Here is a 25,791-nt window from a genome sequence, read left to right as displayed (position 1 = left end):
CATATAAAACATCATAAGGTCTACCTATCAATGGCCAAACAATAAGCCTAGCGGCAATTTCTTAAGCTGTAGTCCAAGCAAAAGGAATGACCTCGGCAATCGTAGAAGCCTGATGACGTAACATCATCAAGCGATCAAAACCTACTGCAACGCCGCAGGCATCAGGAAAACCTTTTTTTAAGGCTTCCAAAAAGGCTTCATCGATGGGAAGCTGGTTTTTGCCTAAACCATTCCGTATTTGATTTGCTTCCATCAAACGCTTGCGCTGTTCACCCGCATCTCCCAGCTCATGATAGCCGTTAGCAAGTTCTAAACCGGCGTAATAAATCTCAAACCGTTCTGCGACCTGCTCGTCATTTTGCCATTTTGTCTGAGCGAGAGCCGCTTGGGTGGCAGGATAGTCAGTCAAAACACAAAGCTTATCTTTTCCTAAATGCGGCTCAACCACCATCGCTAAGATAAGATTTAGAAGAGCATCTTTTCCTTCTTTTTCAATATGAGCGTAAGGTTGAATACCTCTATTCTGCAAATATTCTATCAAATCAGGAATAGAGGCCTTCACATAATCTAAATCAGCATATTCTTGAAGCGCTTCACGATAGCTTAGAGTGTAAGCAGGTAAAGGACCCAAGAACAGGCGAACGAAATCTAAAGCTTCTGCAATCATAAATTCATAAGAGACAGCTAAACGATACCACTCCGCCATCATGAATTCAGGGTTATGCTTATAACTAAATTCAGCGTCGCGAAAAACATGGGATAACTGATAAATATCACTTATTCCTTCTGCTAGCAGCCTTTTCATCCCATATTCTGGGGAAGAATGCATATAACGTATTTCAAGGTTTGCATAGCGAGCAGGAATTAAATCGATATTAGCATCAATAGAAGCCCCTTGAGTAAGAATAGGACAATCCACTTCTAGGATTTGACGCTTGGCAAAAAACTCTCGTGCTTGGGCTAGCATGAAGGCCCGATCCTTAAGGATCTTGCCTCTATTTAACTGGGCAGCCATCTATGAAACGCGAGAAACATATTCGCCAGTGCGTGTATCGACTTTAACTTTCTCACCCTGTTCCACAAAGATGGGAACCTGAATTTTAGCGCCACTTTCTACAACAGCAGGCTTCAGCACGCGGCCAGAAGCTGTATTTCCTCGCGCTCCTGGAGAAGTTTCGGTAATAATCATGTCGATGAAAGTAGGAGGTTCTAGAGTAACGGGCTGCCCTTTGTAAAATACTATAAAATACAAATGATCTTCCATTAACCACTGAGCATTATCGCCTATGCTTGCAAAAGGAATTTTAACCTGATCAAATGTTTTATCATCCATAAAGACGACCCCATCAGCCTCTTTGTAAAGCATGCGCATTTCGGCTTCGACTACATCGGCAACCTCTGCTTTATCTCCTGATTTAAAAGTCTGTTCAATCGTACGTCCTGTAGTAAGATGCTTTAATTTCACACGATTAAAAGCTTGTCCTTTGCCAGGCTTAACAAATTCATTGCTTACAATTGTATAAGGTTGTCCATCCACTTCCACTTTTATTCCAGCTTTGAACTCATTTGTACTAATTTGTGCCATAAAAATTCCTTAAACTCTGCTTTTTTTTAAATAATAGATGACAATTTAACATAAGTGACATAGCTTTGTCCAGTTGTACAAACAATAGATTACTTTAAGTAGACCCCGTTACATTTCCTTGCTTATGACAAATTACTTTAACGCCAACGAAGAGAAAAAGTAATCTGACGATCAGCTCTAACGCTTAAGCCTCTCCATGTTATATTTACGCCTGCGCCAATTTAAGCCAATGATTAGCAGCTAGAAGCTTTCCTAGATATATTGGGACCTTAGTGCCCCTACTATGCTAGGCTGGGCTTTATTTCTCATCAATCTTTTAAGACTTACTCTACCATCCTTTTAGCCAATTCGATAGTAAGAGTTCTGAAGCTAAAGGATAAGCATCTTATCAACAATAACCTTCTGCAACGAAAAGGATGTATGATTAAAATAGTAAACGAGCCAGGGGAAAAATATATTTCTAAGGAAAGTCCTTTCTAGAAAGTTGGGGGCTAGCCAATAGCTTATAGCCATTTGCCAAAGAAGACTTTTCTCTAAGTTTTCGGGCAAAGAAATTAGCCTTTTGGCTACCAGCTAAAAATTTCAAACATTCTATAACTAATGAAACAATGGTTTACTTAAATTCGATTTTCTTTATTCCTTAGTAATAAGGAGGTGAGAGATTTTATGATCTCCGCATCCTCCACTAAATTATGCGAAATATCGAGCTGAGTGAGCGACCTATTGCTCTCCACAAGGTTAATTAAAGCAGTAGCACCTTTGTTGCCTATCAAATTAACCTTAAGAATAAGTTCGACGAGGGAAGAATTGTATTTTAAGGCTTTAGATAAAGCAAGAGCACCTTCATCCTTTATGCAATTATTTTCAAGAACAAGCTTAGTAATTGAGACTTTGTTTTTTAGGGATTTAGCTAAAGCAATAGCACCTCTATCTGCCAGTTGATTATTAGAAAAGTTTAGCTCTGTGAGCGAAAAGTTTCTTTCTAAGCTCTTAGCAAAAACGCTAGCTCCTTCTTCATTTATTTGATTCCCGCTAAGTTCAATAATGGCAAGGGAGGAATTGTTTCTTATCCCCTCAGCAAAAGCCATGATACTCTGAGAGTCTAGCGGTACATCATAGAATCTTAAATGAGTAATTGAAGATGTACCCTTTAGAGCTTTTGCTAAAGGAATCGCTGCAGAATGATTTATCTCATTACCCCAGAAGCTCAGCCGATTGAGCGTCTGGTTATTTTCTACGACCTGTGCTAAAGCCATAGCAAATGGATCAGGTATTGGAAAGCCGGAAAGGTCTACCTCTTGAAGCGAAGAATTTAGCCTAAGACCCTCTTTTAAAGCTTTACATTCTTCTTCTGAGAGAAGGCCTTGGGCAATCTGAAGAGTGCGAAGAGTATTCTGAAACAAGTCTCTAACTTGCAAGGTAATCGCTAAAGAAGAAGGAGGGAGATTGTACCGCATTAGCAAGGAAGGATCACGGTGAGGTAACGTTAAACTTTTAAGACGTGGATAGGTCTCGATGAGCGATGCAATCTGATGGGCAAGAAGATTTACGCACCCTTCTAAATCAAGCTTTTCTAAAGAAGGGGCTTCTAGCTGTAGAGAAGTTAAGGCCGCATTATTTTTTAAAGCAAGAAAACGCAGGTTGGGAGCTTTCAAAGCCAGCTTAGAAAGACGCCTACAATTAGAAAGGTCAAGAGAAGTTAAGCAAGGCAATTCTACAAAAGAAAAAGATTTTAAGGTATCACAATGGCTAGCATCTAACTTGGTAAGAACTTTAGAAGCTTCTAATAAACGTTTCAAAAGAGACCCATCTAAAGATTTACAATTTTTTAACGACAAACTGCTGAAAGAAGAAGCAGCCATAGCTTTAAGCAAAGCTAGCTCTTGCTTTTGCTTAGAAATTTTTAAAAAAGCTAGGGCAGCTTCACGTAAGCTATCCGTTAAAAGATCTTGAAAAGGTTCAATATTTCCTTTTTTTATAGCAGCAGCAACCGCTTGAAGATGGCGAGGATTGCTTTGGCTGATCAGCATCTCTAGTTCTTTTAAAGCCTCTTGGGGTAGATAGCGTTTTTCATGCCTAGCTAGATCTTTAGCGGGTATATTGCTTGATTTTAAAAGTGAGCTGGTAGTACTACTAGTTACTAAGCATTGCTGAGCTTTATCATAGAAATGTCCTGGCCCCTTCAAGAAGCGCTCGTAGGGAGAAGCGACTGTATCCTGCAGAAGATGGGCATAATATTTTCCCAGCGAAGGATCTAAGCGGAAGAGAAGCTCTAGAGGAGTCAACGCGGCGTTGCTTTCTATCGCACGCTGCATACATGTAAGCTTTTGGTAAATTCTAACAATAGTTTTTGGAGGCAAAAGAATAGAAATCACAGGTTTTTGCTTGTTATAAGCATAGACATAATCACGCTCTTTTTCGTTAAAGAGACTCTCATAGCGCTGCTGCTGCTCACCGAGGTTCTTTAGCCACGTTTGCAAGATCTCTAGAGGCTTAATTTTTAGGAAAAGCTTTCTCGTTTCAGGATGAAGAGCAGTATGCATTTGATTTAAGCAAAATAGGATACATTTAACTTTCAGCTTTCCATCCTTAGAAAAAGAGGGAAGAAAAGCATGGTCGTTATCGATACTTACGAGTTGATCTTTTTTTTCCCCTTGATGATTAGTAAAGGATTGCAAGATGTAGTTATCCGGTTTACCATCCTCCGGATTGACTAACATAGCTAAGAGCATCATATTGTGCACTCGATGCAAATCTAGATTGGTTAAAGTGCTGCCTGCTTTTAAGACCTCCTCTAAATTCTTGCCTTCACTTGTTTCTGAAACTAACAGAGGATAAGGATTACGACGCATATTGTAGCATTTGAACAATTCAGACTCCGGAACGCCATGCCCAATAATCAAGCGATGAAGCCTTCCTACGGCATACTCCATTCCTGCCATCTCAGGATAAGGCTTAAAATGAAGCTTACGATGCAGATAGCTAACGGCTACAACGGCACTGCGTCCATATGTGCGAGGAAGTTTGTAAAACTCTAAGCCTGCATCAAGAGGGAGTTGTTGCACGACTTGAGGATGCAACTGTGCTTTGCCGGAATCGACTCCTTCCCATTCAAATCCTTGGCCGGTAGCTTTTGTAGTAAAGACAGCAAGAGAGCGTAGGTAAGCAAAGGCTGGCAATTGAGCTTCAAGACAGGAAAGAGCTTGCGCAAGATGAGGGTCATGGGCATGTTTATTAACAAATTTTAAAATCTTAGAAGGATGAGCTTTAGCACCAGCTCCATTTTTAGCTAGCTCAATGAATATAGAGAGGTTATCTTCAGCCATAGCTTTTTCTAACGGCGTCTCCCCCTGCCGAAGAAGATCTGGGTAGTCCAAATCCGCCCCCCTCTTAACTAACTTGGCTAATAAAACGCTAAAGCGGCTAGATGCATAAGAGGCACGATTGATCAAAGGAAAAATAGGAGGAGAGCTCTGTTCATCTAAAGCATTAGGATCAAGCTTTTCGTGTGCCAGCAAAAGTTCTGCGATTAAGAAAATCTGCTCTTCTTCCAAGTTAGGTAAGTGATAGATGCGCATAAGCTTATGTAAAGCTGTTTGTCCTGCTTCATCGGCTTGATTGATTTCAGCTCCTAGCTGAAGAGCTAGTTTAACCAAAGAAGCCCTACCCAGATCGATAGCTATAAACAATAAATTTTGCTTTTGTGCTAAGGAAAGAGGCAAAGGTGGGCAAAACGAAAGATTAGCAATCGCTTTTAGTGGAGTAAGCTGGGTAGGAATGCCGGCGAACCAATCTAATGAGGATAAAAAAGCACTTTCTTCTTCTTCACAGGATATCAGGCACGGTAAAACATTGGAGGAAGATAAAGGAGAAGTGCCGACCAGAGCTTCAACAGTTGTGCTTTGATGGTGCAGAGATAGCAATGCGTCGAGTGGATTGGCATGTTTATGCATAAGAGCTTGATAGCAGGCAAAAGCGGTCGGTTCCAAAACTTTAAAAAGATCGTGGTGAGTGACTAAATCTTGCTTAAGTTTATCCTGCACGAGCTGTAGTTTTTTAAAAAATATAGTCAACAGCCCCTTCGGCAATAATAGGGGAATATCCAACTTTTTTTCAGCTGTTTCATCTAAAAAATCTTCGTTAGTTAGCTGTTTTTGGATAATAAGCTTTTTATATTGTTGATTTCTTTGGTCGAGTCGCTTAATCCAGCCCAGCAAGAAATCGAGCGGGTTTAAATTTTTTAGAAATTCCTTGATTGAGGGGGCAATAGGTTGGTCCATGCATCCTTTCAGCAATAAAGGCAGGCATTTTAAATGGATTCCATGCCCTTTTTCTGTTGGAATAATTGCAGGCTCAAAAGCTTGATCATTATCAATGCAGACAAGCTTTAAGCCCTCTAGTTCTTGATCTTTCCAAAAAAGTTCTACAATATAGTTATCCGCTTTACCATCATTAGGCAGAATAAGGAGGCTGGCCAGGATTAAGCTGCTAAAAGCCTCTTTGTCAATTTTTTGTAATAAGAGGGGAATATGACGAAAAAGCTCTTCTATAGGTTTTTTAGGAAAAAGCTTAGCAATCCAGCGCAAAGCTAAAGGTAGCTCAATTAAAGAAGCTAAAGAAGCATTTGCAGCTAGCCTAGGATGCAACTTGAGGATGGCTAAAAGCTGCCAAAAATTATCTTCTTCTTTATTTTCTAAAAAATCTTTACGAAAAAGGTCCAAGCCTTGCTCATCAGATTTTAAACTAAAATCTCCTATGCAAGAAAATTCTTTTAGGCGCAGCTCCTCAGGTAGCTGTTCCATCCACATTTTATAAGCATGGAAAAGCTTTTCAGGAGCAGATGAGTAAGGTTTATGCGCTTCCTCTAAGAGATAAGGCCAGCTTTCAATCAGCTCTCCACCAGTTAGTAAACGTTCATCGCATAACAAATCAAATATTTCTAAAATGCTGATGAGATCCACCAACAAAATAGCTGGAGGACGTTCGGTTTCAACAGAATGACCTATTGTATAGCCCACCTGCACTGTATAAGACTCAAAGCCAGTAGCTTTACATACTCTCTCTTTAATCTGAGGGTATTCTTTAAAGATCTGAAAAGAAGTTTTACCACGCCATAGCTGCTCATTAAAAATCTGTTTGGCCTCCTCATCTGGTGAAGCGTGCCAATTGAAAATCCTCATACTTGAAATTTTAAGGAAAGAGGTAGGAGCGGCAATTAGAGAGTTTGGCGAAAAAGCTTGGGTTAAAGAAGTAGCAGCATACTCCCAAGCAGGTTTCAAATAATCAGAAACAATTGCAGCTTTAGGATTACCTTTACAATGTAAGCCTCCTAAAGAAGCCACTGCATGCCTACCATGCGTATTAGTACGGCAAGGCAGCCCTAGATCATCCATAGAAAGCATAGCAAGAGCTTTATTTATGTCAAGGAGGAGAAAACCCACAGAATCTCCACAGACTTGGACTTTCAAGGCTAGCAAAGCCTCTCGCTCCCTTAAGCTAGAGGCCTCAAGGAGCTGAGTAATAAAGTTAGTATAATAGGTCTCTAAAATTTTTAGCTTATCTTTAAAAGAGGAAGTTGGGATTGAAGCTATAGTATCTACGATAGTAGCCAAGACGCTATGAAAAGGTTGTAAACGTGGGTAGGAAGTCACATTTATCCCCTGTTCAATTATCTCCTTTCTCTGCTCTTCCGTAACTATGAACCAAGGTAACTTAAGAGAAGGCACAAGCTTAATCAGCTTATTTCTTTCTTTGGCAGTATAAAGAGAAGACTCGGCATGAAGGTGAGCGATGGTTTCCCCTAGCAGATCTTTTTCTTGGCCTAAATAATTTATTAAACGCTTCTTTAAAAGCTTTTCTTCCTGTGTACTTCTTATAGGCTTTTGAGGACACATTTGCGGGCCACGAGGAGATAAAGAAGGGGTAGTGCAGCTTGGCTCTATAAAAGGTGAAAAAGAGACATCGCTACTAGAACCTCCTGATTCTAGGGCCGGTTCTTGATAAAAAACAGGTTGCAAAGGGCCTAATGAGGAAGTGATTTGCATATAAATTCTTTAACTTCTTTGGTTGTTTATTACTACTTTTAATTGTTACAAGTGAAAAATTAAAAAAATAATCTCTATTTTTCTTAGCAAAGCATTTAGTTATTTTTCTTAAGCAAGTTTTCTACACGCTTAGCTATAGATAAAGGCTAGCGTTTTTTTTTAGCTTGTATAGCTTGGATAAGCAGCGCTTAAATATTATCAACCTCCCCTCCAAAGACATCAGCTAAAAGGAGGCATTTTGGGTTGACCTTGCACAATAATGTCCGTCCTTTAAAGATAAAGGGCTGTTAAGGTTATATGCATATTTCCTTGTAAAAAGGCAGAAAAGAAAAAGGTTTAGCAATTATTTTTTCTTTACCTCTCCTCGATAATTGTCTAGATAGATTCCTCAATCGATTCCTTTTCTTTCCTTCATTTGCTGAAATGCTTTTTCTATAGAAAGGACATTTTAGCTTATGAAATAAGCACCTATTACCTTCCAATAAGAAAAACAATTTAAATCCCTAAAATATTACCCAAAAAATTAAAATTGGATTTTTAAAGATTTTTTCTTATTTCGTCAAGAAGAGGTTATCTTCATAAACTTACTTTAAATATAAGGCAGCTAAAAAAATTTGCTGGGCAAGATAGTGGGTAATGAAACAAGAAAAAAATTGATTTAAGATCTTATGGATATTTAGGCTCACCCCTTAGAGGGCCGAATTAGTCATAGCGAAATCACTAGCTATTTTAATATCTAGCACTGTAAAAAACCTCACAACTATGGCAATATGCTAAAAGGCAAGCTTGCCAAATGCACCCAGATACAGGTGAAATTATTGATTATTGAGGACGAGACAAAAAACTCTCTATAGATCAAAACCTCATTAGAGGTTAACATTTTTCCATATCTTTAAAGAAACATTAAGCTAAGAGCAATGCTTTTCTTTCAAACACCCTTTGCTATAAAATTAGGGTTATCCTGTCATTTTTTCCTAGGCTGTAGAAAGATGCTACCTGAGTGGACAATCTAAAAATCGCTTTCAAAATATAATGATAGTTGATTCCCGATAGGAAAACAAATAGATAGTTTTCCTCTAAAGACTTAAGCCTTCCCGGCAACATTATCTCCTCCTGCTCTTTAAGAGACGAGACGGCTCTATAACCATTCTTTGCTTTATTATTAAAGCATTAAATTCTAATGCAGGAGGCTGCTTCAATCTCTATCAAGCTTAACCTGGAAAAAGTTTTTAAAATTGGCCGAAGGAGGATAGTATTTATCGCTTGCATCATTCGTAGCCCCCTTTCAAGGTTTCTTGAATCTAGAGTTTTGTCTTCAATGACTCACATGATATGAAAACTTCTCTCTTGTAGAGAAAGCTCTTCAATCAGAATTTGAGCCCCAAGTTTTTTTAGGTGGGTTTATTTGATATTAAATTATTTCTAAGCCCTTGCAAGATAGCCATCAAGCAAAGAAGTTCTCGATAACGTGTAAAAAGCTTTATTTTTTTAGTCTTTAAAAAAATTAAAGCCTAGAAATATATTAAATAAGGCCTACGCATTTGAAAATGCTTAAAACAAAAACTGAAAAAATTTTTATATATTATCTTAGGATGATAAAAACTAACAGCGAGGATATACATATGTTATATTGGTCATTAACATTTTTGATTATTGCTATCGTGGCAGGCTTAATGGGTTTCAGAGGTATTGAAGGCATAGCCGCTACTATCGCCAAAGTTTTATTCATCGTTTTTCTTATTCTTTTTATTATTACTATGGTATCCGGATATGGGATGATGGGTACTCCTCAGCCTTAAATTAAGCGCTAAGCAACAATTTTTTCTAAGGAGATACTAAGCTACAGACCTTTCTAGAGTTTTGTAGCTTGGTATCTACTTTGGAAAGCTAATCGTTTAAGATTTGCTAAACATGAATGCTTTAAGCTTTCAATTAGAAAAAGCTTATATAAGAAAAATTTACTGAGAAGACAAAGCTTGCTAGAAGATTAGGCGTTTTTTTCACAAGTTTCTAAGCGGTATAATTCATAAGATTAATTTTACCTGGCATGTAGATAAGCCTTGCATGATTGCATGTTCATAAAACAAATCCGCTTCGTAAAGCCTACCTTCTAGACTAACGGGATTTAGCCTAAATTAAAATTATTAGCAACTCTTGAAGATAAATCCTTCAAAGAACAAGCTGGAGTACGGCAGCCAGGCAACTAACTATAGAAACTTCACCTGCAAGCAATTTTTTCTTTTTTATTCCATTTCTTAATTTTAGCTGCTAAGGCTCTACCCAAGTAAAATTGTATAGGCAAAAGCTATCTTATTCCTTTTTTACCTTTTTTCGATAGTCTATATAGTTTTCCACCTAGGACTATGCAAAAAAACAAGCTTAAATCAAAATATACTTGAAAGTATTGATAAAATATTATCCAATCAGCCTTAATCCAAGAATGTAAACATACTAGAGGTAGATATTTATGCTTCCAGCCTTACCTGCAGAAGAAATGATTTTGAGACTTTTGCTATCAGGCTTGCTGGGTGGCTTAATCGGATTTGAAAGAGAACGATTAAGCTGGGTCGCTGGCCTACGCACACATATGCTCGTATGCTTAGGATCTACTCTTATCATGCTTGTCTCGCAGTACGCTTTTCATGAAGTCGTGCATGAAGGATTAATTAATTTAGATCCTTCACGTGTAGCTGCCCAGGTGGTTAGCGGAATTGGTTTTCTAGGAGCTGGCACCATCCTTTTTTTAAAAAATGTGATCCGCGGTCTGACAACAGCAGCAAGCTTATGGGCGGTGGCGGCAGTCGGTCTAGCTATTGGAGGAGGGCTTTACTTGGCAGCAGTTAGTACAACCCTGCTCATTCTCATCATCCTTGCTGGAATAAAACCTCTTGAAAAAAGATTTATCAAAAAAAATCGAGCTGTAGGTCTACGGTTTGGTGCCAAAAATGGTGCTATTCACTTAGCTTCCCTGCAAGAGATTTTAATCACTTTAAATAAACGTTATGATTCTAGCCGCCTACAAATAGAAAAAGTAGGAGATAAAGAAATTTTTCATTTATTGTTCAAGGCTGCTTCTCAAGCTCATTTTATAGAAATAATTGATGAACTACGTAAGCTAGAAGGCATTGAAAATATCGAACTTATTGATGATGCAGGAGCCTTCCCTTAGCTGTTATAGAGCTTTAACCTCTCCATAAGCTTAAGGCCTGGCTTTTTTATTTCTGGTTATCCCGCCTTTTTGGTCCACATCTAATTCCTAGGGTGTTAATAAAAAATAAAGCATGCTATTTCATTTGTTTAACAGGAAGGTAAGTTATGGAGTTGAAAGCAATAAACCAAACTATAAAACAAAAAAAGGAGCGCTAGCACTATTTTTAAGGCCTTTTAATGAGGATAATCATGGGGAAGATGTCTCCATTGGTATCCTGTATGGTTTACATAAAGGATAGCCTCTAATATGTCTCGTTTGAAACGTTTATAGAACCTGCCTCCTTTTTCATAGAAGACAGAGAAAATATGCTTGATTTCTTTCCACTCCCTATCACTTTAAATCACAGGATAGCTTCCCTACATTATACTCCTTCTTTGTTTGATTTTATTTTCGCCTTATTAAAAAGCGAGAGTTCCAAAACACCTTCTTATCATAATTTAAAAATTATAAAGCTATTTGTATTATTCTCTTACCTGTTTTTTATTTTTTTATATCTTTTCATCATAAAGAAATTAAGTTAAATCTTAATAAAGGCTATAAAATGCATGCTACTACTGATATTGCCCTTGAGCACTTGCCTAATGAAGTGCTAACTTCCATTTTAAAATATTGTGCCACATCTTCCTTATCTAACGTGTGCAGAAAATGGCGCCATCTTCTGGCTAGTGAAGTCATGCCTTCTCTCTATAGGCAAATAGCTAAAATTCATTTTCCTCAAGGAAATGTTAATAAGCCTGCTTTTATCTTAGATAGAATTTATGAGCTAGATCATGAGCTTCTTACGCTGCAAAAGGTAAAGGCAATCTTTAAGCAAGCCTTTATTTTAACCAAATCGCTTTCCTCTTTAGAATTTAAAGATACCTCTAAGGAAAATATATATCTCACGTCAGCTAATTACACCTCTTATCTGTTAAATATTAATCGCCTCTTAATGTGGGAAAAATTACCTGGTGGGGAGGAATACTTAGAGCAAGAAGAGATCAAGCATTTATCTTTAGCAGAAAAAGGAGAGCTTTTTAAGGATTGGATTGAACGGTATGGCAGAGCTATCAAAAGCTTGCAATTAGAAGGAGGAGGTTTAACCTTTTTACCTCCAGAGATAGGGCAATTAGCACAGCTGGAGGAGCTTTTCTTAAACGATAATAAGCTTGCCGCTCTTCCTAACGAATTAGGGCAGCTCCGTAGGCTAAGGATACTTAGAAGATCATGGGATCTGGCCCTTTAAGTAGTGAGAGATGAGGTGTATACAGAGCTTATCCTTTAAGAGCTTATCTAGAGCATGATTGCTGTCCTTATATATTAGCTGCGCTATCTAAATTCCTAATTATTTTTTTTGCTAAGGACTATAAGGACTATAGGAAAAATGAGGCTTTAAAATTTATCAAAGGCTAGGGAGAAAATGATGAAGGTAGACAGCTAGCCTATCAGTGACCAGGGTTATACGCTAATCATCTAGCAATGAATAAAAAATGTAAATTTTGAGCCTCTCAAGAGCAATGCTAATAGCTTAGAGGATAAGAACTAGCATGCGCCCTGCTGTAGTAAAGAAGCAATTAGATCATTTACGTCTCAAGATTTCTAACAGCTACGGATATATATAAACAGGCAGCAATCATCGTGAGAGAATGCACTTAAGCTCTTGATAGTAAGAAGATAATGCATATTAGAAAGCATGCAAGAAATAGAAAAAAGCTATTTGCAAATATTTTGACCTTACAGATGCCCACAGAATCCTCTCTAAAGCTGGAGGTATCCTGTGATCGCTTGCATAAACAGGAAAAAGTTTATTCGTTTCTCTTATTTAGAAAGAAATAATTCCATATTATATATTTAAAAGACTATTCATAATAAAGTTATATCCTTAATTTCTATAAACAAGTATAATAGGGGTTGGATGCTTATTTCTAACTCGTGGAGATTCTATGGTTAATCCTATTCATCAAGCTAGCCCAAAACTTATGATTCAGCCACCCACAGAAGCTCAACAAAAGATTTTTCAAGGCTTTAACTTATCTTCCGACGGAAAAAGTGCGATAAAAATCCTCCAGGTAGGGGGTAAAGAATTAAAGTTTACAGTCTTCTTTCCTAGTAATATGCAGACTGACGAGCGCCGTCATAAATATCTGCAGCATTTTAATGATGATCAATTGAATCACTTGGGCCAGTATGCGCTTGACTTAGGCCTAGGACAAGCAAAAAAAGAGACGCGAGGAAAATTAGAAGCTATTGTTCTAAACACCACCTCTTCTGGTAGCCTTAACGAAATATTAAAAAAATATAGCAAGCTAGGAGCACCTAAGCCGATCTCTTTAGATTATTATAAAGAACGCCTTTATCAGCTGCAACACCATGGCTCTTTGGCTCAAGATAAAGAATTACAGGCTAAACTCAAAAAATATGAGGGAAAGGCTGCTGCTCTTCAACAAATTCAGGAGATGTGGAAGAAAAACTTCTCTTCTTCTCCAGAACAGCCAGAAGCTGTCCCTCCTGACCAAACAGCAGAAGAAGCCCTTCAACAAGCAAAAACTAGTCCTATAGATGATCAACACGACGAAGAAAAACTGTTAAGCCAAAGAGAAAGAAGAAAGAAAGAAGCTTTGCTGAAAAAAGATAAAAGCCCTCCTCCTTCAAGACCGCCCCATAAAGATAATGTTGAAGAAGAGAAAAAAACTATTGCCCAAGAAGAAGTCGCCGCAAGCTAAAAGTCTCCTTAGTGATTGGTCCTTCTTTTTAAAAGGTCAACTTAAAAGTAAAGCAGCTTGCCCTTTTCCTATCGATTAACATACATATCTACTCTTTTATGCTTAATCTTTTTCTTCTTCAAGAGAAGGCTTGAAATGAAGATTTAAAATCCCTCTTTAATTAATTAGCTTTGCCTCCTAGGGCCGTGCATAAAGTCACATAACTTAAAGCATATTCTTCTTCTGCTACAAGCCATTGCATCTTCCGCTGATGAGCCTCATCCTCTGCTAGATTAAAGGCAGCGAAATCACCTATGCCCTGCTGGAAAAGCAGATGCTCTCTCTCTACAGAACCAACAGCATATGAGTAGATATTTTTATTCTCAACTAACTGCTTTTCTTTACTTTGCAGCGAATGTAGAGCAAGCTGGACCTCTTCCACAGCGTTTAAAAGCTTTTGATGATAATGGGAAAAAGCTGCTTTAGCACGCGCTTTATAGGCATTTACAGTTGCTTTATTTTTGCCTGCATCAAATAGAGGGAAAGAGGTTAAAGGCTCGTATAGCCAATACAAATTTTTAAAACTTAAAATATCTGCTAACTGCTTACTCATTCCCCCAATACTCCCTATTAAGGCAAAATGAGGGAGAGCTTCGGCCATTACTCTTCCAATACGATAAGTTGCAGCAGCCAGCTCACGATCTGCTTGACGTATGTCGGGGCGTTGGTGTAATAAATCTGAAGGCACTCCTGCAGCTACCTGAACGTTAGGTCGAGGCATAGGGGCAGGGCATAAAAGATTTTCCTCAAAAGGCCATATTGTCTCACCTATCAAAGTAAGTAAGCGGTGTTTATGTTGCTCGAAATATTTCTTAAACTGTAAGATGGCATTTTTACTTTCACAAATTTTTATTTCAACCTTGGCGATTGAGTCTAAAGAGGAATGATTAAGTACTAACCGTTCCTTTAAAAGATTGGCTCGTGCTTGCAAAATTTGTTGATAGGTTTCTTCTGCTAACCATTGATGTTGAATGCTTCTTAATCGAAGATAGGCTTTTGAAATTTCTGCTGTAATTGAGAGCTGAATAGCCATCAAATTCTCATGGGAAGCCTCAAGTTCTGCTTCTCTTGCCAAGTTTTCACTGTGAAGCCTTCCAAACAAATCAATCTCCCAGGAAATCATAGGGCCCAGATGAAAGAAATCATAGCGTCTTTGGTTTTTGACATTTTGAGTTTTTAAGTAATTGATCAAGCTTGGTTGCTGAAAAAAAATCCCATCTGCTGGAGAGACAGCATTAGTGTGACCCATACCCATATGAACCCTAGGAAAATAATCCGCTCTAGATTCTAACAATAGAGCTTGATATTCTTGAAGACGCTGAGAAGCAATATGAACTTCAGGATTATTTTCTAAAGCTCTATTGATCAATCTCTCAAGTATAACATCGTGAAAAGCTGCCCACCAGTTAGGTAACTCATCCTCTTCTTGCACTCCTACAGGCACTTGCTTAAGTAAGGTTTGATCTTGCTTTATCTCCCAGTGCTCAGGCAGCCTTATATGAGGTTTTTTATAAGCAGGTCCTACCCTCTGGCAGCTAGTACAGATGCCACTCATCGCTATTAATGCTAGGCTGAGGGAAAAAAACTTATTCATCGTGGGTGCCATTTCTAGAATCGGGTATAAAGACATCCATTACTTGACCGACAAAAAAACATTTCTGTGAGGTTTTAAAACGATAAATGAGCTGCACTACTCGAGTATCTATACGTTCCATAATTGAGCCCGTAAGATTTTTCTTGGGAACCAGCAGAGGCTTAATTTTTACAAAACTTAAAAGGATGGGCTTATTATTTACTCCTCTAAAAAAACCTACTGCCTCTTGATGAGGCCTAAGATAAGAGATTTCATCTTCATTAATGGACACCTCTACAAAACACTCTTCAATATCTCCTAAAATCATCAAAGGCTCTGCTTTAGTGGATTGAGCTAACTCACCAGCATGAATATTAACCTTTAATACTGTGGCTTCTAATGGAGCTTTTATTAGAGTATCATCTAACTTCTGGCGAGAAAGCTCTAAAAGAGCCTTCTGATACTCGACTTCAAAATTTGCTGCATCTAAATCAGGTTGCCAAGCACCTGCTTTTAATTGCTGAAATTGAGCCATTAAATAGTCATATTTAGCTTTTTGTACCTCTACAAGATAATTCTTTTGATTAAGTTCTCCTGGGCTTATCGCTTGCTTAGCTAAGAGATCTTGGGCTAATCCTTGTTGCCTTTCAGCTTCATGTAAGTCTACTTTAGACTGATGAAGAAGAGCTTGTTGAGATGTTAGATTTTCACTTCTAGGAAGAGCTCGTAAACGCTCTAATTGCATCTTTGCCTTCGCTAAAGCCGCCTCGCTTGCTGCCACCTCATGAAGTAATTCTTTATTTTCTAATTGAATCAGAGGATCACCTAGACCTACTTTATCACCTTCATTAACAAAAACCTTATCAATTCTTCGCCCATTAGAAGCCTGGATAGCTATCTCTTCGCTTCTTGGAATGACTATGCCAATGCCATATATAGCATTTTTTCTAGCAATAAAATGTAAATAAGGATCTTCTAGGTAATGAATTTTAGGCTCTTTTTTAAAAAAAACCATCCAGATAGCTGCTAAAAGCCCTATAAAAGCTAATAAAGCTAAAACCATGAAATATTTTCGTTTTTGATTCATCCCCTTGCCATGCTTTTAAATACTCTTATTATTTCACCTCTTAAGGTTTATAAAAATAGCTCCTTTTTTCTTATCCTTAATAGAGGCTCTAATCAACCTTTAAACAACCTTTTTTATTTTTTAGCTCATTTTCTTTCTAGGGCTCTACAGCTTGTTTGCAAGTGGCTTTCTGCTATAATTCAGAAGCAATTACCCCTTCATTCATCTTAAAAAGCTTTAGTAGATTTTCTCGATTATTCCATCATTCAATTCTATTATGCGATCAGCATACTCTAATATTCTTTTATCATGGGTGGCTACAATGACCGCATTTTTTGGCTTTAAGGCATGCGTCTTTAATAAATTCATCACGATTAATCCGTTTGCATGGTCTAAAGAACTTGTAGGTTCGTCGCAGATGATTAATTGAGGCTGATGAATAAGAGCTCTAGCTAAAGCTATCCGCTGTTGTTGGCCTCCTGAAAGCTCCTGAGGCCATCGATTGGCTAATGGAGCAATACCTATATCTGCTAGAGCTTCATAGGCACGATTTCTTGCTTCTTGTTTAGATTTATTCTGTAATAAAAGAGGTAATTCAATATTCTCAATACAGGTTAAAGAGGGCATTAAATAAAAATTCTGAAAAAGAAACCCAATATTTTCGCATCTGAACTTAGTTTTCTCTTCTTCATTAAAATCACGAGTAGTTTTTCCGAAAATTTCGATTTTTCCTTCGTCTTCTTTTAATATGGTGCTTATGATTGAAAGAAAGGTTGTTTTGCCACACCCTGAAGGTCCCATTAAAAAAGCTAACTGGCCACAAAAAAAGTCAAGGGTCAAGTATTTTACCACCATCTGTTGCATCTCAGCAGTGCCATAGCTTTTTACCACATCTTGACAGCTAACAGCTATTTCTTGTGCCATATTTTTGCCTATTTGCTCATAACAATTTTAGGATCTTCTTTCAAAACTCTACGGATACATATCCGCGCTGCCAATAAGTTAATTAAAATAATTGTAAAAGCTGCAAATAGGAATATTAAAGGGGGAAATAGAAAGGCAATCGTACCTTGCGAAAAGATAATCATTTGACCTGCTAAAGTTGCAGCCCCTAATCCTAGCCCAAAGCCTATAATTCCTGCGACCAAAGCTTGGAAATATATCATATGAGCAATCTTAAGCGGGGTGGCGCCCAGAGCACGGAGCATGGCAAAAAAGGGCAGAGAGTCAATCGTTAACATATAAAACATAATCCCTACAATAGCAATACCTAGCAAAAAACCTGAAAGGACTGTGGTTCCAAAATTAATCAAAACACCTGTACTTAGGAAATACCAAATGGAGCGCCACTTAAATCCTTCTCGAGTAAAAGCTGAAAGCCCAGTTTGATCTTTTATAGCTTGAACCACTTTCTCAACATTTTCTCCAGGCTTTACTCTGGCCAGTATAAAACCTAGATGGCGATTTTTAAAAGGAGTCAGATTTTTATACTGCTGATAGGCCATATACATAATGGGTTGAGGATAAAAGCCTAAGGTTAATTGAGCGATGCCCACCACGACAACGTACTGATCAGCTACTTCTAAACTATCGCCTAACTTAAGATAAGAAGGTTTGCCATCGGCCCCATATGTCACTAAAGCTTTTCGAACAGCATGTTGATCTAAAATAATGCCTCCCTCATGCCGCAGGCTCTCTACCACGCCTTTAACCATATGTTGAGGAGCGCCTAACAGAGAATTTTGATCGATTGCCACCACTTGAGCTTCATGGAACAACCCATTAGGAAGCTTTAAGGGTAAATAGGCCATCGACAAGGGGGCTGCCCAAAGGATTCCAGGAACACTCCTAACCTTATCAATTTGGCTGTCAGGCATTTCACGTATTTTATCTATATGCTCAGTGCCTGGATCCATAACCCAAATTTCTGGAGTAGGTATGTCTGTGATGAGCCGATAGGAACGTTCTACGAGCCCTAAAAAAATAGCCGATTGTTGGCAAATCAGAAAACTGGAAAGAAAAATGCCAAATATAAGACCTAGAAATTTAGCTTTATCTCCTATTAACATTTTAAAAGCTACTTCGAACATGGTAAAAATCTTTAAGCCATTTTAAAATTAGCATCCGTAAAAAAAGCACTGCCTTACAGCTGACATAGCAAACTTACCTTGTATAAAAAAAATTATAAACTTTAGCAAGCAATCATTTAAAAAAAATTTGGAAGTTTTGCTCTCTATTGAGTGAAAAGCCTAAAGAATGATATAAATTATTATCTGTTTAATTTGAGGGAATAAAAAAAGCTTATATGATTAATGTTCTTTCTGTTCAAAATCTTACAAAGATTTACCCTGGAAAAATTCCTTTTACAGCGATTGATAAAATCTCTTTTGATTTAAAAAAAGGGGAAATTTTAGGATTACTAGGGCCCAATGGATCAGGTAAGACTACTACAATCCAAATGCTTTTAGGTACGCTAGCCTACACTTCAGGAGCTATTTTTTATTTCCAACAAGACTTTGCTCATGCTCGTTCGGACATTCTTGAGAAGGTTTCGTTTGCCAGCACCTATACCAGTCTCCCTTGGATTCTAACCGTTAAAGAAAATCTAGAAGTCTTTGGCCTGCTCTATGGTTTGACCCGAAAGGAAAGTGCTCTAAAATTTGATCCCCTCTTAGAACGCTTTGGAATTCTTGGAAAGAGGAATCAGCGGGTAGCTTCATTGTCTGCGGGGCAAGTCACTCGGCTCATGCTAGTTAAAGCTTTTTTTACCAATCCTCAGATAGTGCTTTTAGACGAACCTACCGCCTCATTAGATCCTGATATAGCAAGCGACATCTGTTCTTTTCTTCTTGAACAAAGAGATAAAAAGGGCCTTTCTATCCTCTTTTCCTCTCATAAAATGGAAGAAGTCATGGAAGTTTGTGATCGTACAATTTTTCTTAAAGAAGGTAAAATCATTGCTGACGATCTTCCCGAAAAATTAGCTAAAAGCATTTCAGCCGTTCGCGTTAAATTATGCGTACAGGCAGGCCTTAATCGTACCATAGCAGTAGCATCAACAGCTGGTTTTAAATATAGTGTGGATCATCGAAATATCGAAATTCTCATAGAAGAAGATAAAATTCCTGCTTTTTTGCACGCTTTAAGTAAAGAAGGGGTAAACTACGTCACTATCAAAATAAAAGAGCCTTCTCTCGATGATTTTTTTCACCATATAGCCAAGCAAAAACGATGAACTTTAGTAGAATCAAAGGTGTTTTCTTTCGTTATTATTATAATGCGATTAAAGGACCCAACCAGCTATCCGATATCTTTTACTGGCCTCTCGTAGATATTCTTCTCTGGGGCTTAACCTCAAGGTGGATACAACATCAAAATCATGTAGCCAACCTTCCTTTGGTACTTATGACCGCTTTAATCTTTTGGCAAGTAACCTGGCGTGGATCGGTGGATATTTCGATAAATATTCTTCAAGAGTTTTGGAATCGCAACTTAGTTAACCTTTTTTCTACTCCCTTAAAGATCTGTGAATGGATAATAGGAACGATATTACTCTGCTTATGCAAGCTAATCTTAACAGTAGCCTTTGGAGCAGTTACGGTCTATTTACTTTATACATTAAACGTATTTACCGTGGGCTGGCCATTTCTTCCTTTTGCTATCCTGCTACTTATGTTTGGATGGACCCTTGGCTTCGTAGCCGCCAGTATTATTATTTACTGGGGCCATCAAGTCGAAATGCTGGCTTGGATGATCGGTTTTTTATTTGCGCCTTTCAGTGCGGTGTTTTATCCTGTAAATATTTTGCCCGTATGGGCCCAGAAAATCTCTTGGCTATTGCCCTCCACTTATATTTTCGAAGGCATGAGAAGCATTTTAGATGAAAAACCTTTCCCCTATATCTACCTTTTTTATAGCCTAACCTTAAACGCTATTTACCTAACGTTTTCTATTTTGCTTTTTAAATGGATGTTTGAAAAGAGCCGTAGAAAGGGTTTAGGGCGCTTGGAATAAAAGCTTGTGGCTTTTCTAACACTTACTTAAAAGAGGGAAATATGCCTTTTACAATAGAAGGACAATGGATACCCAGCAAACCAGCTTCCTCAAAGCCTCCAAAAGGGGTAAAGATTCGCTTAGTCAAAAGAGGGAAAAATATTTTAACAGTTATTTTAAATTTAAATATGCCTTCTAACGACCTCATCCATTTAGCCTCTCTTCTCAAGAAGAAGCTTGGGTGCGGAGGTGCTGTCAAGGATGCAGATATTGAAATCCAAGGAGATAATGTCAATAAAGTTAAAAAAATTTTAGAGGAGTATAGTATTAAATTTTCTTAAAATTTTTTTTTATTCTTTGAATCAAAGAAAGTGCCCAAGCTTACGCTTTAGATAAAATGGAAGCAAATCTAAAAACAGGAAGAACCTGGGGCTTAAAAAGTTATGCTGATGATTGTGCGCTACGGACTTTGACAAGCCAACGGCGGGCCAAAGATGCTGCATAAGAGCTTAGGGAGGGTCCCAAGTAACCGATGACTTAAGCATCGGTTACACACCACCTTAAGCTGCATGGCTAAAGAGACCATGTTGTAGATGCTGCATGCTATCGTAGACATTCATCAAAAGATTAAGGAGGCTGTTTTTATGATAGCTGCAGTGCCACTTATTACCAAAGCTACTGAGCAGACAGCACCTATAACTACGATTCCTTTAGGTATCGCTAAAATTAGGCCGGCTAATTTCATAATTTTAAATGTTGTATAGATAGCTAAACTATAAGATACGATATTTTTAGCTCCTAAAGGGAGCGGGCCTAAAAATACCGTAGGTCCAGGAATAATACGCTTACTTAATTCATAAACAACCTTTTCAGTTAAAGCAATACCAGCAAAACATATAGCTGCAGTGGTAGGATTAAGAATTTTTGCACCTTTAATGACATTTACAAGATGAGCTCCAGCAAAGCCTTGAATAGCGCAAAAAACTTCATCAAATATGGGGTATGAACTTCTAATCATAAAATAACTCCTGAATCCATTCTAAGGGTAAAGCCTCGTTAAAGATCTCAAAATTTATCGGGATTAAATAATATTTTCAAGCTTTTTAATTACAACGAGGTAGATGTGCTTCCTCCATTGCTTCCTTAAACCGGGAGCTCATAACTTTCTTAGTGAACGGCAATTACCCTGCGCTTTTTCCCCTACAATAGAATATCGCAAAATAGAAATGATATTTGCAAGGGATTCAAGCGTTAGGTGATCCTTCTTGCCTGATCGAATGTCTTGAACGATAGAAGGTGATAATTTTGCTACTTTGGCAAGCTTTCTAACAGAAATATGATCTTCCTCTATTAAAGCACTGATCAACTCAGCTAATAGAAGCTTTTGGTATTCTTCACCCATTCTTTTCTTACGAGCTGGGTCTTGAGCAAGCCTTTTATAGGTAGACAAAACTTTTTTAGCCATAATATTCCTCCGATTTGACTCTCACCGCATATTAGAGAAGTGCCCTGGGATATGCCCAGCACCGGAGCGTTCTCGAACCAATTCATCGAAGGAATGAAACAACTCTATGAACTTCAAGCCTTCTTAGATGTTCGGCTCCTTCGCCCTGGAGAGGCTCCTTCTATGGTTAGAGAGAATTTACTAGTATTGACGGGAACTTAAAGAAAAGTTGCTCCCCTTTATCTCCCTAATATAAATAGAACTAATGTAATACACATTACTCAATAGCCCCCCCCCCCCCTCACTTAGCGTGGTCCGAAAAAACCAAAAAGCTTTATCATCCTAGACCTTACTGCCAATCTCGTTTCGATTATTACTTACATTGCGAATATTTCGAATAAATGCTATTTTAAGAATAGAAGACCATTTAATAGGAGTATCTATGGTTATGCAATCTTTTCACTTACCTGAGCCTAATATGCCTAGCGAAAGCGAGGTAGAATTAGCTCGAGCTTCTAGCCGTATCCTTTCTTCCATGGACTTGCAGAAAGGAAAAGCCGTTAAAATCCTACTTGAAACTGATAATTATCAACAGAGTTCGGTTACCTTGCCTCTTTCAGCCTTTAAGCTGTTGATGACAGTGCTCACTCAAATGGCAGAAGGAAATGCAATCACGTTAATTCCTGTGCATGCGGAACTTACAACCCAAGAAGCTGCAGATTTACTTAACGTTTCACGCCCTTATCTGATTCGACTTCTAGAAGAAAAAAAAATTCCCTTTCGTAAGGTAGGGACAAGGCGCCGAATTCTGTTCCAAGATTTAATGGATTATAAGGCTAAAATTGACACAGCGCGTCGTAAAACTCTAGATGAGTTGGCTGAAGAAGCACAAAACCTGGATATGGGATATTAAATGGCTAGCTTTATCGTGATTTATGACTCATGCGTCTTGTAGCCAGCTCCTCTAAGAGATCTTCTGATGCGATTCGCATTAATAGATCTTTATCAAGCGAAATGGACAAAAGATATTCATTGCGATGGATGCGCAGCCTTTTAAAAAATCGATCGGACTTGACTGAAGAGCGTCTCGAAATGGCACGAGCCAAAATGGACTTACATGTCAAAGATTGTTTAGTCTTAGACTATGAAGAGCTGATTGACAATTTGAAGCTACCAGACCCAGATGATCGACATGTATTAGCAGCAGCCATCAAAGCAAACGCACAAACTATTGTGACCTATAATTTAACGGATTTTCCTCCATCAGCTGTTGCCAAATATGGGATTGATGCTTAGCACCCTGGCGAATTTCTAAGGCATCTAATCGATTTGAGTCCCAGCAAAGTTATGAAAGCCGTGCAAGAAACCAGATTAAGCTTGAAAAAACCTCCAAAAAGTTCTGAAGAATACTTAGCTATACTGGAGAAGCAATCACTCCCACAAACGGTTGCTTATTTAAAAGATTATGAATGGCTTATTTGATGAGACAGCTGCATATGCAAATTAGACCGATGGATTTGGAGGACATTTTAGAGGTAAGTCAAGTACACAGGAAAGCTTTTCTTTGGCAGGCTCTATCTGAGGAATGGATTAAATGTGACGTTAATGCTTAACCTCGAATTAAGCTGTTCGTCGCAGCCGCTGAGAAAGAAATCTTGGGATATATCCAGTGGAGTGAGAAAATTAGGTTCCGCCAATAAGTAATCTTAGAATTAGAGCAAATTGCTGTACCTCCTACTTACCATTCGCACGGCATTGGAACACGATTGATCTTACAAACACTCCCTCTGTTGCAAAAGGAATTAGATAATAGGCACGCTCGAATTGAACATACAACAGTTTTAATTATGACGGACAACAATACTAAAAAAGCTGTACTCAAAGACTTTAAAAGCTTTACCAGAGGTCTTTATTCCTAACTTATTTCTGCTGATGAATTTTAAGGATTTCCAAAAACGTCATTAGGAACAGCTAGGTTATGGAAACTGAATTAATCACCAAAAACCTATCGTTACGATTTCTCTTCCAAGAAGACTCTTCTATTTTAAAGGAAGTTGATAAACGCAACTCCCAGCATTTGTCAATTGGTATTTCTGGTTCATTTTTGAGTAGATTCCCCAAAATGTACTCAATTGACATGAATGAGTGCATTTTGCAGAATTGCAAATATGAAAAAATACGAAGATAAATTAGAAAAATTTTTAAACAGGCCTTTGTTTACTCTTAAAGAAGCGGAAAATCAAGGCATTCCAAGATGGTCTATTATCTATTTAACTAAAAATGGTATCTTGGAAAAAATTTGTTCAGGGGTTTACCGATCCCCCACTTATGAACCAAAAGTAGATTTTGACTGGGAAAACCTAGCTTTTACAGCAGCTAGTATTCCAGAAGGAGTAATCTGTCTCATTTCTGCTCTTTTTTATTACGAGCTAACAGATCAAATCATGCGTGAAGCTTGGATTGCCATCCCAAATCAAAGACGTTCACCAAAACGTCCTAACGCTCATATTGTGAGAATGCGTAATACTGACCTTGGAAAGGAAACACTTACTATGGGAGAGTACACAGTTCATATTTTTGATAGAGAGCGAACAATTGTAGATGCTTTTCGTTACTTAAGTAAAGAAATCGCTCTTAAGGCATTAAGGCAATATTTTACATTAGCGGATATAAAGCCTGATTCAAAGAAATTAATTGAATACGCGAATATTTTGCGCGTTAATATCAAGCCTTATATTTTGTCTTATACCACATGACTGCTGATCTAGAAAAATCTCTTAAAGCTCGTTTGCGAGTGATTGCCAAAGAAACAGGTCGAGATCCAGCTGACCTTTGGCAAAACCTTATTTTAGAAAGATTTCTTGTGCGCTTAGCAAAGCCGTATTATTGTCTAAATACATTAATCTAGGCCAAGAAAATAAAGACTTAGATTTCCTTGCCAATGATAGAGTTATCAACAGAGTTGATGATCTTTCTCTTATATTTGAAGAAGTCTTAAAAGATAGAACCCGATGATGGCTTTACTTTCCAAAATATTAAGGTGGATCCACTTACTCATCCTCATACCCACATTCCGCAGGTTGTAACAATCCCAAAATATTATTTTTTAGTATTAAGGAATAGAATTTAAATTAAAGAATTAATTTTTTTAACGAGTTAGCAATCAAGGAATTAAATTCAAAGAGAGGAACGTGGGCCTCCAGTTTTTTTAGAAAAGCCTATTTGTGTTCCTCCATAAGCAAAGAAAGCGAAAACATGGAAGATGAAAAAGTATTGTAGCAAGGACTTTACCTCCGTAGGATTGTTTTTACACTATGCAATGAAATTGAGATAAGGGAATATGATAAATTAATTAATCCATCATAATCTAAAAGCTATTATGACTATAGGAGGATTGATTAACTATTTAATGAGTAGGAGCTTATGTTTTGACTCAAGCCTCATTTCAGAAATTATAGGTTAATGGAAATTAACCCGCGGAATGTGGGCTCATATGCGCTATTCTGGTGCTGAAATCAGCGCAATGGCTTACTTTGGGCAAATTAAGTGCAAGCTTTCAATCGATATTGGTTTTGGAGATATGGTTGAACCAATTCAATATTCGATTCCTTTGCTTAAGGGCGCAAAAGGAGCTATATTTGAATCGAGCGTGAATCTTTCCTGCTATCCTAAAGAATTCATATTTGCAGAAAAATTAGAAACCATTGTTTATCGTGGGTTTTTAAATAGTCGCATGAAAGATTTTCATGATGTGCATTCATTAATCCTCGACGAGTTTTCTGCTTCTTTTCACGATTTAAAATTAATTATAGAATCAGCTTTTGAGCATAGAGGTACGGCTTTAAAGCTTCCTATCGCATATAAAATGGCCGAATTACCGCAACTTAGGACATTTTGGCAAAGCTACTTGAACGGCTTAAAGATTAATGAGAAGACTCTCCCTAAGAATTTTGATGATTTGCTTTCTAGGATCAATGAATGGCTAGTTAGCAAAAACATAAAATAAGAAGTTCGAAAGCTTACCAAACTAAAGAGCCAGCTAACCAATCACGAAGCCAATCTGCTCAAGTTTGATCCACAGAGATTTGTAACTGGTGAATTAGAGGTAGACTCCTATAACCGCCTTAAGCGTCA

The 25,791-nt window shown here is 37.9% G+C and carries 22 protein-coding genes and 2 pseudogenes; 14 read left to right on the top strand and 10 right to left on the bottom strand.

Annotated elements, in window-relative coordinates; translation table 11 throughout:
- Positions 1 to 61: 61 nt before the first annotated feature.
- The 3 genes from epmA to NEOC95_RS05380 form a co-directional block, all read right to left on the bottom strand.
- Positions 62 to 1,015 (bottom strand): EF-P lysine aminoacylase EpmA, encoded by a 954-nt coding sequence (epmA, locus tag NEOC95_RS05390; protein ID WP_213152065.1) that lies wholly within the window; start codon positions 1,013 to 1,015, stop codon positions 62 to 64.
- A complete protein-coding gene (gene efp, locus NEOC95_RS05385) occupies positions 1,016 to 1,585 on the bottom strand; it encodes an elongation factor P (RefSeq protein ID WP_166154489.1) in 570 nt (189 codons plus the stop codon).
- 617 nt (positions 1,586 to 2,202) lie between these two features.
- Positions 2,203 to 7,629, bottom strand: a complete 5,427-nt coding sequence (locus NEOC95_RS05380) for a hypothetical protein (RefSeq protein WP_213152064.1) — start codon at positions 7,627 to 7,629, stop codon at positions 2,203 to 2,205.
- 1,622 nt (positions 7,630 to 9,251) lie between these two features.
- On the opposite strand from NEOC95_RS05380, the gene NEOC95_RS05375 reads away from it, so the two are divergent.
- Both NEOC95_RS05375 and NEOC95_RS05370 read left to right on the top strand, forming a co-directional pair.
- On the top strand, positions 9,252 to 9,428 hold the full coding sequence (locus tag NEOC95_RS05375) for a DUF1328 domain-containing protein (protein ID WP_079979973.1): 177 nt from the start codon (positions 9,252 to 9,254) through the stop codon (positions 9,426 to 9,428).
- A gap of 668 nt (positions 9,429 to 10,096) precedes the next feature.
- Positions 10,097 to 10,798, top strand: a complete 702-nt coding sequence (locus tag NEOC95_RS05370; RefSeq protein WP_166154485.1) for an MgtC/SapB family protein — start codon at positions 10,097 to 10,099, stop codon at positions 10,796 to 10,798.
- A gap of 215 nt (positions 10,799 to 11,013) precedes the next feature.
- Here NEOC95_RS05370 and NEOC95_RS09850 read toward each other — a convergent pair.
- Positions 11,014 to 11,163 (bottom strand): annotated as a pseudogene (locus tag NEOC95_RS09850) (transposase); the annotation flags it as partial.
- A gap of 218 nt (positions 11,164 to 11,381) precedes the next feature.
- On the opposite strand from NEOC95_RS09850, the gene NEOC95_RS05360 reads away from it, so the two are divergent.
- Both NEOC95_RS05360 and NEOC95_RS05355 read left to right on the top strand, forming a co-directional pair.
- Positions 11,382 to 12,065, top strand: a complete 684-nt coding sequence (locus NEOC95_RS05360; RefSeq protein WP_213152063.1) for an F-box/LRR-repeat protein — start codon at positions 11,382 to 11,384, stop codon at positions 12,063 to 12,065.
- Between the two features lie 697 nt (positions 12,066 to 12,762).
- The gene (locus NEOC95_RS05355; RefSeq protein WP_213152062.1) at positions 12,763 to 13,542 is read left to right on the top strand and encodes a hypothetical protein; all 780 of its coding nucleotides are present in this window, start codon (positions 12,763 to 12,765) and stop codon (positions 13,540 to 13,542) included.
- Positions 13,543 to 13,702: 160 nt separating this feature from the next.
- Here NEOC95_RS05355 and NEOC95_RS05350 read toward each other — a convergent pair whose 3' ends face one another.
- The 4 genes from NEOC95_RS05350 to NEOC95_RS05335 form a co-directional block, all read right to left on the bottom strand.
- The gene (locus NEOC95_RS05350) at positions 13,703 to 15,175 is read right to left on the bottom strand and encodes an efflux transporter outer membrane subunit (protein WP_213152061.1); all 1,473 of its coding nucleotides are present in this window, start codon (positions 15,173 to 15,175) and stop codon (positions 13,703 to 13,705) included.
- A complete protein-coding gene (locus NEOC95_RS05345; protein WP_213152060.1) occupies positions 15,168 to 16,241 on the bottom strand; it encodes an HlyD family secretion protein in 1,074 nt (357 codons plus the stop codon). The genes NEOC95_RS05350 and NEOC95_RS05345 overlap by 8 nt, the downstream gene beginning before the upstream one ends.
- A 216-nt stretch (positions 16,242 to 16,457) precedes the next feature.
- Positions 16,458 to 17,144, bottom strand: a complete 687-nt coding sequence (locus tag NEOC95_RS05340; protein ID WP_213152059.1) for an ABC transporter ATP-binding protein — start codon at positions 17,142 to 17,144, stop codon at positions 16,458 to 16,460.
- An 8-nt stretch (positions 17,145 to 17,152) separates the two neighbouring features.
- On the bottom strand, positions 17,153 to 18,310 hold the full coding sequence (locus tag NEOC95_RS05335; protein ID WP_213152058.1) for an ABC transporter permease: 1,158 nt from the start codon (positions 18,308 to 18,310) through the stop codon (positions 17,153 to 17,155).
- Between the two features lie 215 nt (positions 18,311 to 18,525).
- On the opposite strand from NEOC95_RS05335, the gene NEOC95_RS05330 reads away from it, so the two are divergent.
- The 3 genes from NEOC95_RS05330 to NEOC95_RS05320 are packed head-to-tail and all read left to right on the top strand — an operon-like array spanning position 18,526 to position 20,554.
- Positions 18,526 to 19,455: an ABC transporter ATP-binding protein gene (locus NEOC95_RS05330; protein ID WP_213152057.1), complete on the top strand. Its 930-nt coding sequence runs from the start codon at positions 18,526 to 18,528 to the stop codon at positions 19,453 to 19,455.
- Positions 19,452 to 20,234: an ABC transporter permease gene (locus tag NEOC95_RS05325; protein ID WP_213152056.1), complete on the top strand. Its 783-nt coding sequence runs from the start codon at positions 19,452 to 19,454 to the stop codon at positions 20,232 to 20,234. Before NEOC95_RS05330 ends, NEOC95_RS05325 begins: the two co-directional genes overlap by 4 nt.
- 41 nt (positions 20,235 to 20,275) lie before the next feature.
- Positions 20,276 to 20,554, top strand: coding sequence for a translation initiation factor (locus NEOC95_RS05320; RefSeq protein WP_213152055.1), 279 nt, complete (start codon positions 20,276 to 20,278; stop codon positions 20,552 to 20,554).
- Between the two features lie 278 nt (positions 20,555 to 20,832).
- On the opposite strand, the gene NEOC95_RS05315 is transcribed toward NEOC95_RS05320, so the two are convergent.
- Both NEOC95_RS05315 and NEOC95_RS05310 read right to left on the bottom strand, forming a co-directional pair.
- A complete protein-coding gene (locus tag NEOC95_RS05315; RefSeq protein WP_213152054.1) occupies positions 20,833 to 21,231 on the bottom strand; it encodes a hypothetical protein in 399 nt (132 codons plus the stop codon).
- 138 nt (positions 21,232 to 21,369) lie between these two features.
- On the bottom strand, positions 21,370 to 21,678 hold the full coding sequence (locus tag NEOC95_RS05310) for a helix-turn-helix domain-containing protein (protein WP_213152053.1): 309 nt from the start codon (positions 21,676 to 21,678) through the stop codon (positions 21,370 to 21,372).
- Between the two features lie 51 nt (positions 21,679 to 21,729).
- Here NEOC95_RS05310 and NEOC95_RS05305 point away from each other — a divergent pair, with 51 nt between their 5' ends.
- The 7 genes and pseudogenes from NEOC95_RS05305 to NEOC95_RS05280 all read left to right on the top strand — a co-directional run bounded on the left by NEOC95_RS05305 (position 21,730) and on the right by NEOC95_RS05280 (position 25,663).
- Positions 21,730 to 21,879: a hypothetical protein gene (locus tag NEOC95_RS05305; protein WP_213152052.1), complete on the top strand. Its 150-nt coding sequence runs from the start codon at positions 21,730 to 21,732 to the stop codon at positions 21,877 to 21,879.
- Positions 21,880 to 22,099: 220 nt separating this feature from the next.
- Positions 22,100 to 22,570 (top strand): helix-turn-helix domain-containing protein, encoded by a 471-nt coding sequence (locus tag NEOC95_RS05300; protein ID WP_213152051.1) that lies wholly within the window; start codon positions 22,100 to 22,102, stop codon positions 22,568 to 22,570.
- A pseudogene (locus NEOC95_RS09605) lies at positions 22,571 to 23,139 on the top strand (VapC50 family PIN domain-containing toxin).
- Positions 23,127 to 23,270, top strand: a complete 144-nt coding sequence (locus tag NEOC95_RS05290) for a hypothetical protein (RefSeq protein ID WP_213152049.1) — start codon at positions 23,127 to 23,129, stop codon at positions 23,268 to 23,270. Before NEOC95_RS09605 ends, NEOC95_RS05290 begins: the two are co-directional and overlap by 13 nt.
- 555 nt (positions 23,271 to 23,825) lie before the next feature.
- Positions 23,826 to 24,413 carry a type IV toxin-antitoxin system AbiEi family antitoxin domain-containing protein gene (locus tag NEOC95_RS05285; RefSeq protein WP_213152048.1) on the top strand — a complete coding sequence of 196 codons (588 nt, stop codon included), beginning with the start codon at positions 23,826 to 23,828 and terminating at the stop codon, positions 24,411 to 24,413.
- A 130-nt stretch (positions 24,414 to 24,543) separates the two neighbouring features.
- Positions 24,544 to 24,672 carry a hypothetical protein gene (locus tag NEOC95_RS09525; protein WP_283248251.1) on the top strand — a complete coding sequence of 43 codons (129 nt, stop codon included), beginning with the start codon at positions 24,544 to 24,546 and terminating at the stop codon, positions 24,670 to 24,672.
- Between the two features lie 478 nt (positions 24,673 to 25,150).
- Entirely contained in the window at positions 25,151 to 25,663 is a 513-nt protein-coding gene (locus NEOC95_RS05280; protein ID WP_213152047.1) for a nucleotidyl transferase AbiEii/AbiGii toxin family protein, read from the top strand.
- The last annotated feature ends 128 nt before the right edge of the window (positions 25,664 to 25,791 follow it).

The sequence above is a fragment of the Neochlamydia sp. AcF95 genome (assembly GCF_018342455.1).
In the GTDB taxonomy this organism is placed as follows: domain Bacteria; phylum Chlamydiota; class Chlamydiia; order Chlamydiales; family Parachlamydiaceae; genus Neochlamydia.
The sequence above is the reverse complement of the archived record's forward strand: the minus strand, read 5'-3'. Positions and strand labels throughout refer to the sequence as shown.

What these genes read in the sequence shown, in the direction of transcription:
- epmA (WP_213152065.1), bottom strand. Translation starts at nt 1,015, where the DNA reads ATGGCTGCCCAGTTAAATAGAGGCAAGATCCTTAAGGATCGGGCCTTC.
- efp (WP_166154489.1), bottom strand. Translation starts at nt 1,585, where the DNA reads ATGGCACAAATTAGTACAAATGAGTTCAAAGCTGGAATAAAAGTGGAA.
- NEOC95_RS05380 (WP_213152064.1), bottom strand. Translation starts at nt 7,629, where the DNA reads ATGCAAATCACTTCCTCATTAGGCCCTTTGCAACCTGTTTTTTATCAA.
- NEOC95_RS05375 (WP_079979973.1), top strand. Translation starts at nt 9,252, where the DNA reads ATGTTATATTGGTCATTAACATTTTTGATTATTGCTATCGTGGCAGGC.
- NEOC95_RS05370 (WP_166154485.1), top strand. Translation starts at nt 10,097, where the DNA reads ATGCTTCCAGCCTTACCTGCAGAAGAAATGATTTTGAGACTTTTGCTA.
- NEOC95_RS05360 (WP_213152063.1), top strand. Translation starts at nt 11,382, where the DNA reads ATGCATGCTACTACTGATATTGCCCTTGAGCACTTGCCTAATGAAGTG.
- NEOC95_RS05355 (WP_213152062.1), top strand. Translation starts at nt 12,763, where the DNA reads ATGGTTAATCCTATTCATCAAGCTAGCCCAAAACTTATGATTCAGCCA.
- NEOC95_RS05350 (WP_213152061.1), bottom strand. Translation starts at nt 15,175, where the DNA reads ATGAATAAGTTTTTTTCCCTCAGCCTAGCATTAATAGCGATGAGTGGC.
- NEOC95_RS05345 (WP_213152060.1), bottom strand. Translation starts at nt 16,241, where the DNA reads ATGAATCAAAAACGAAAATATTTCATGGTTTTAGCTTTATTAGCTTTT.
- NEOC95_RS05340 (WP_213152059.1), bottom strand. Translation starts at nt 17,144, where the DNA reads ATGGCACAAGAAATAGCTGTTAGCTGTCAAGATGTGGTAAAAAGCTAT.
- NEOC95_RS05335 (WP_213152058.1), bottom strand. Translation starts at nt 18,310, where the DNA reads ATGTTCGAAGTAGCTTTTAAAATGTTAATAGGAGATAAAGCTAAATTT.
- NEOC95_RS05330 (WP_213152057.1), top strand. Translation starts at nt 18,526, where the DNA reads ATGATTAATGTTCTTTCTGTTCAAAATCTTACAAAGATTTACCCTGGA.
- NEOC95_RS05325 (WP_213152056.1), top strand. Translation starts at nt 19,452, where the DNA reads ATGAACTTTAGTAGAATCAAAGGTGTTTTCTTTCGTTATTATTATAAT.
- NEOC95_RS05320 (WP_213152055.1), top strand. Translation starts at nt 20,276, where the DNA reads ATGCCTTTTACAATAGAAGGACAATGGATACCCAGCAAACCAGCTTCC.
- NEOC95_RS05315 (WP_213152054.1), bottom strand. Translation starts at nt 21,231, where the DNA reads ATGATTAGAAGTTCATACCCCATATTTGATGAAGTTTTTTGCGCTATT.
- NEOC95_RS05310 (WP_213152053.1), bottom strand. Translation starts at nt 21,678, where the DNA reads ATGGCTAAAAAAGTTTTGTCTACCTATAAAAGGCTTGCTCAAGACCCA.
- NEOC95_RS05305 (WP_213152052.1), top strand. Translation starts at nt 21,730, where the DNA reads ATGCCCAGCACCGGAGCGTTCTCGAACCAATTCATCGAAGGAATGAAA.
- NEOC95_RS05300 (WP_213152051.1), top strand. Translation starts at nt 22,100, where the DNA reads ATGGTTATGCAATCTTTTCACTTACCTGAGCCTAATATGCCTAGCGAA.
- NEOC95_RS05290 (WP_213152049.1), top strand. Translation starts at nt 23,127, where the DNA reads ATGGCTTATTTGATGAGACAGCTGCATATGCAAATTAGACCGATGGAT.
- NEOC95_RS05285 (WP_213152048.1), top strand. Translation starts at nt 23,826, where the DNA reads ATGAAAAAATACGAAGATAAATTAGAAAAATTTTTAAACAGGCCTTTG.
- NEOC95_RS05280 (WP_213152047.1), top strand. Translation starts at nt 25,151, where the DNA reads ATGCGCTATTCTGGTGCTGAAATCAGCGCAATGGCTTACTTTGGGCAA.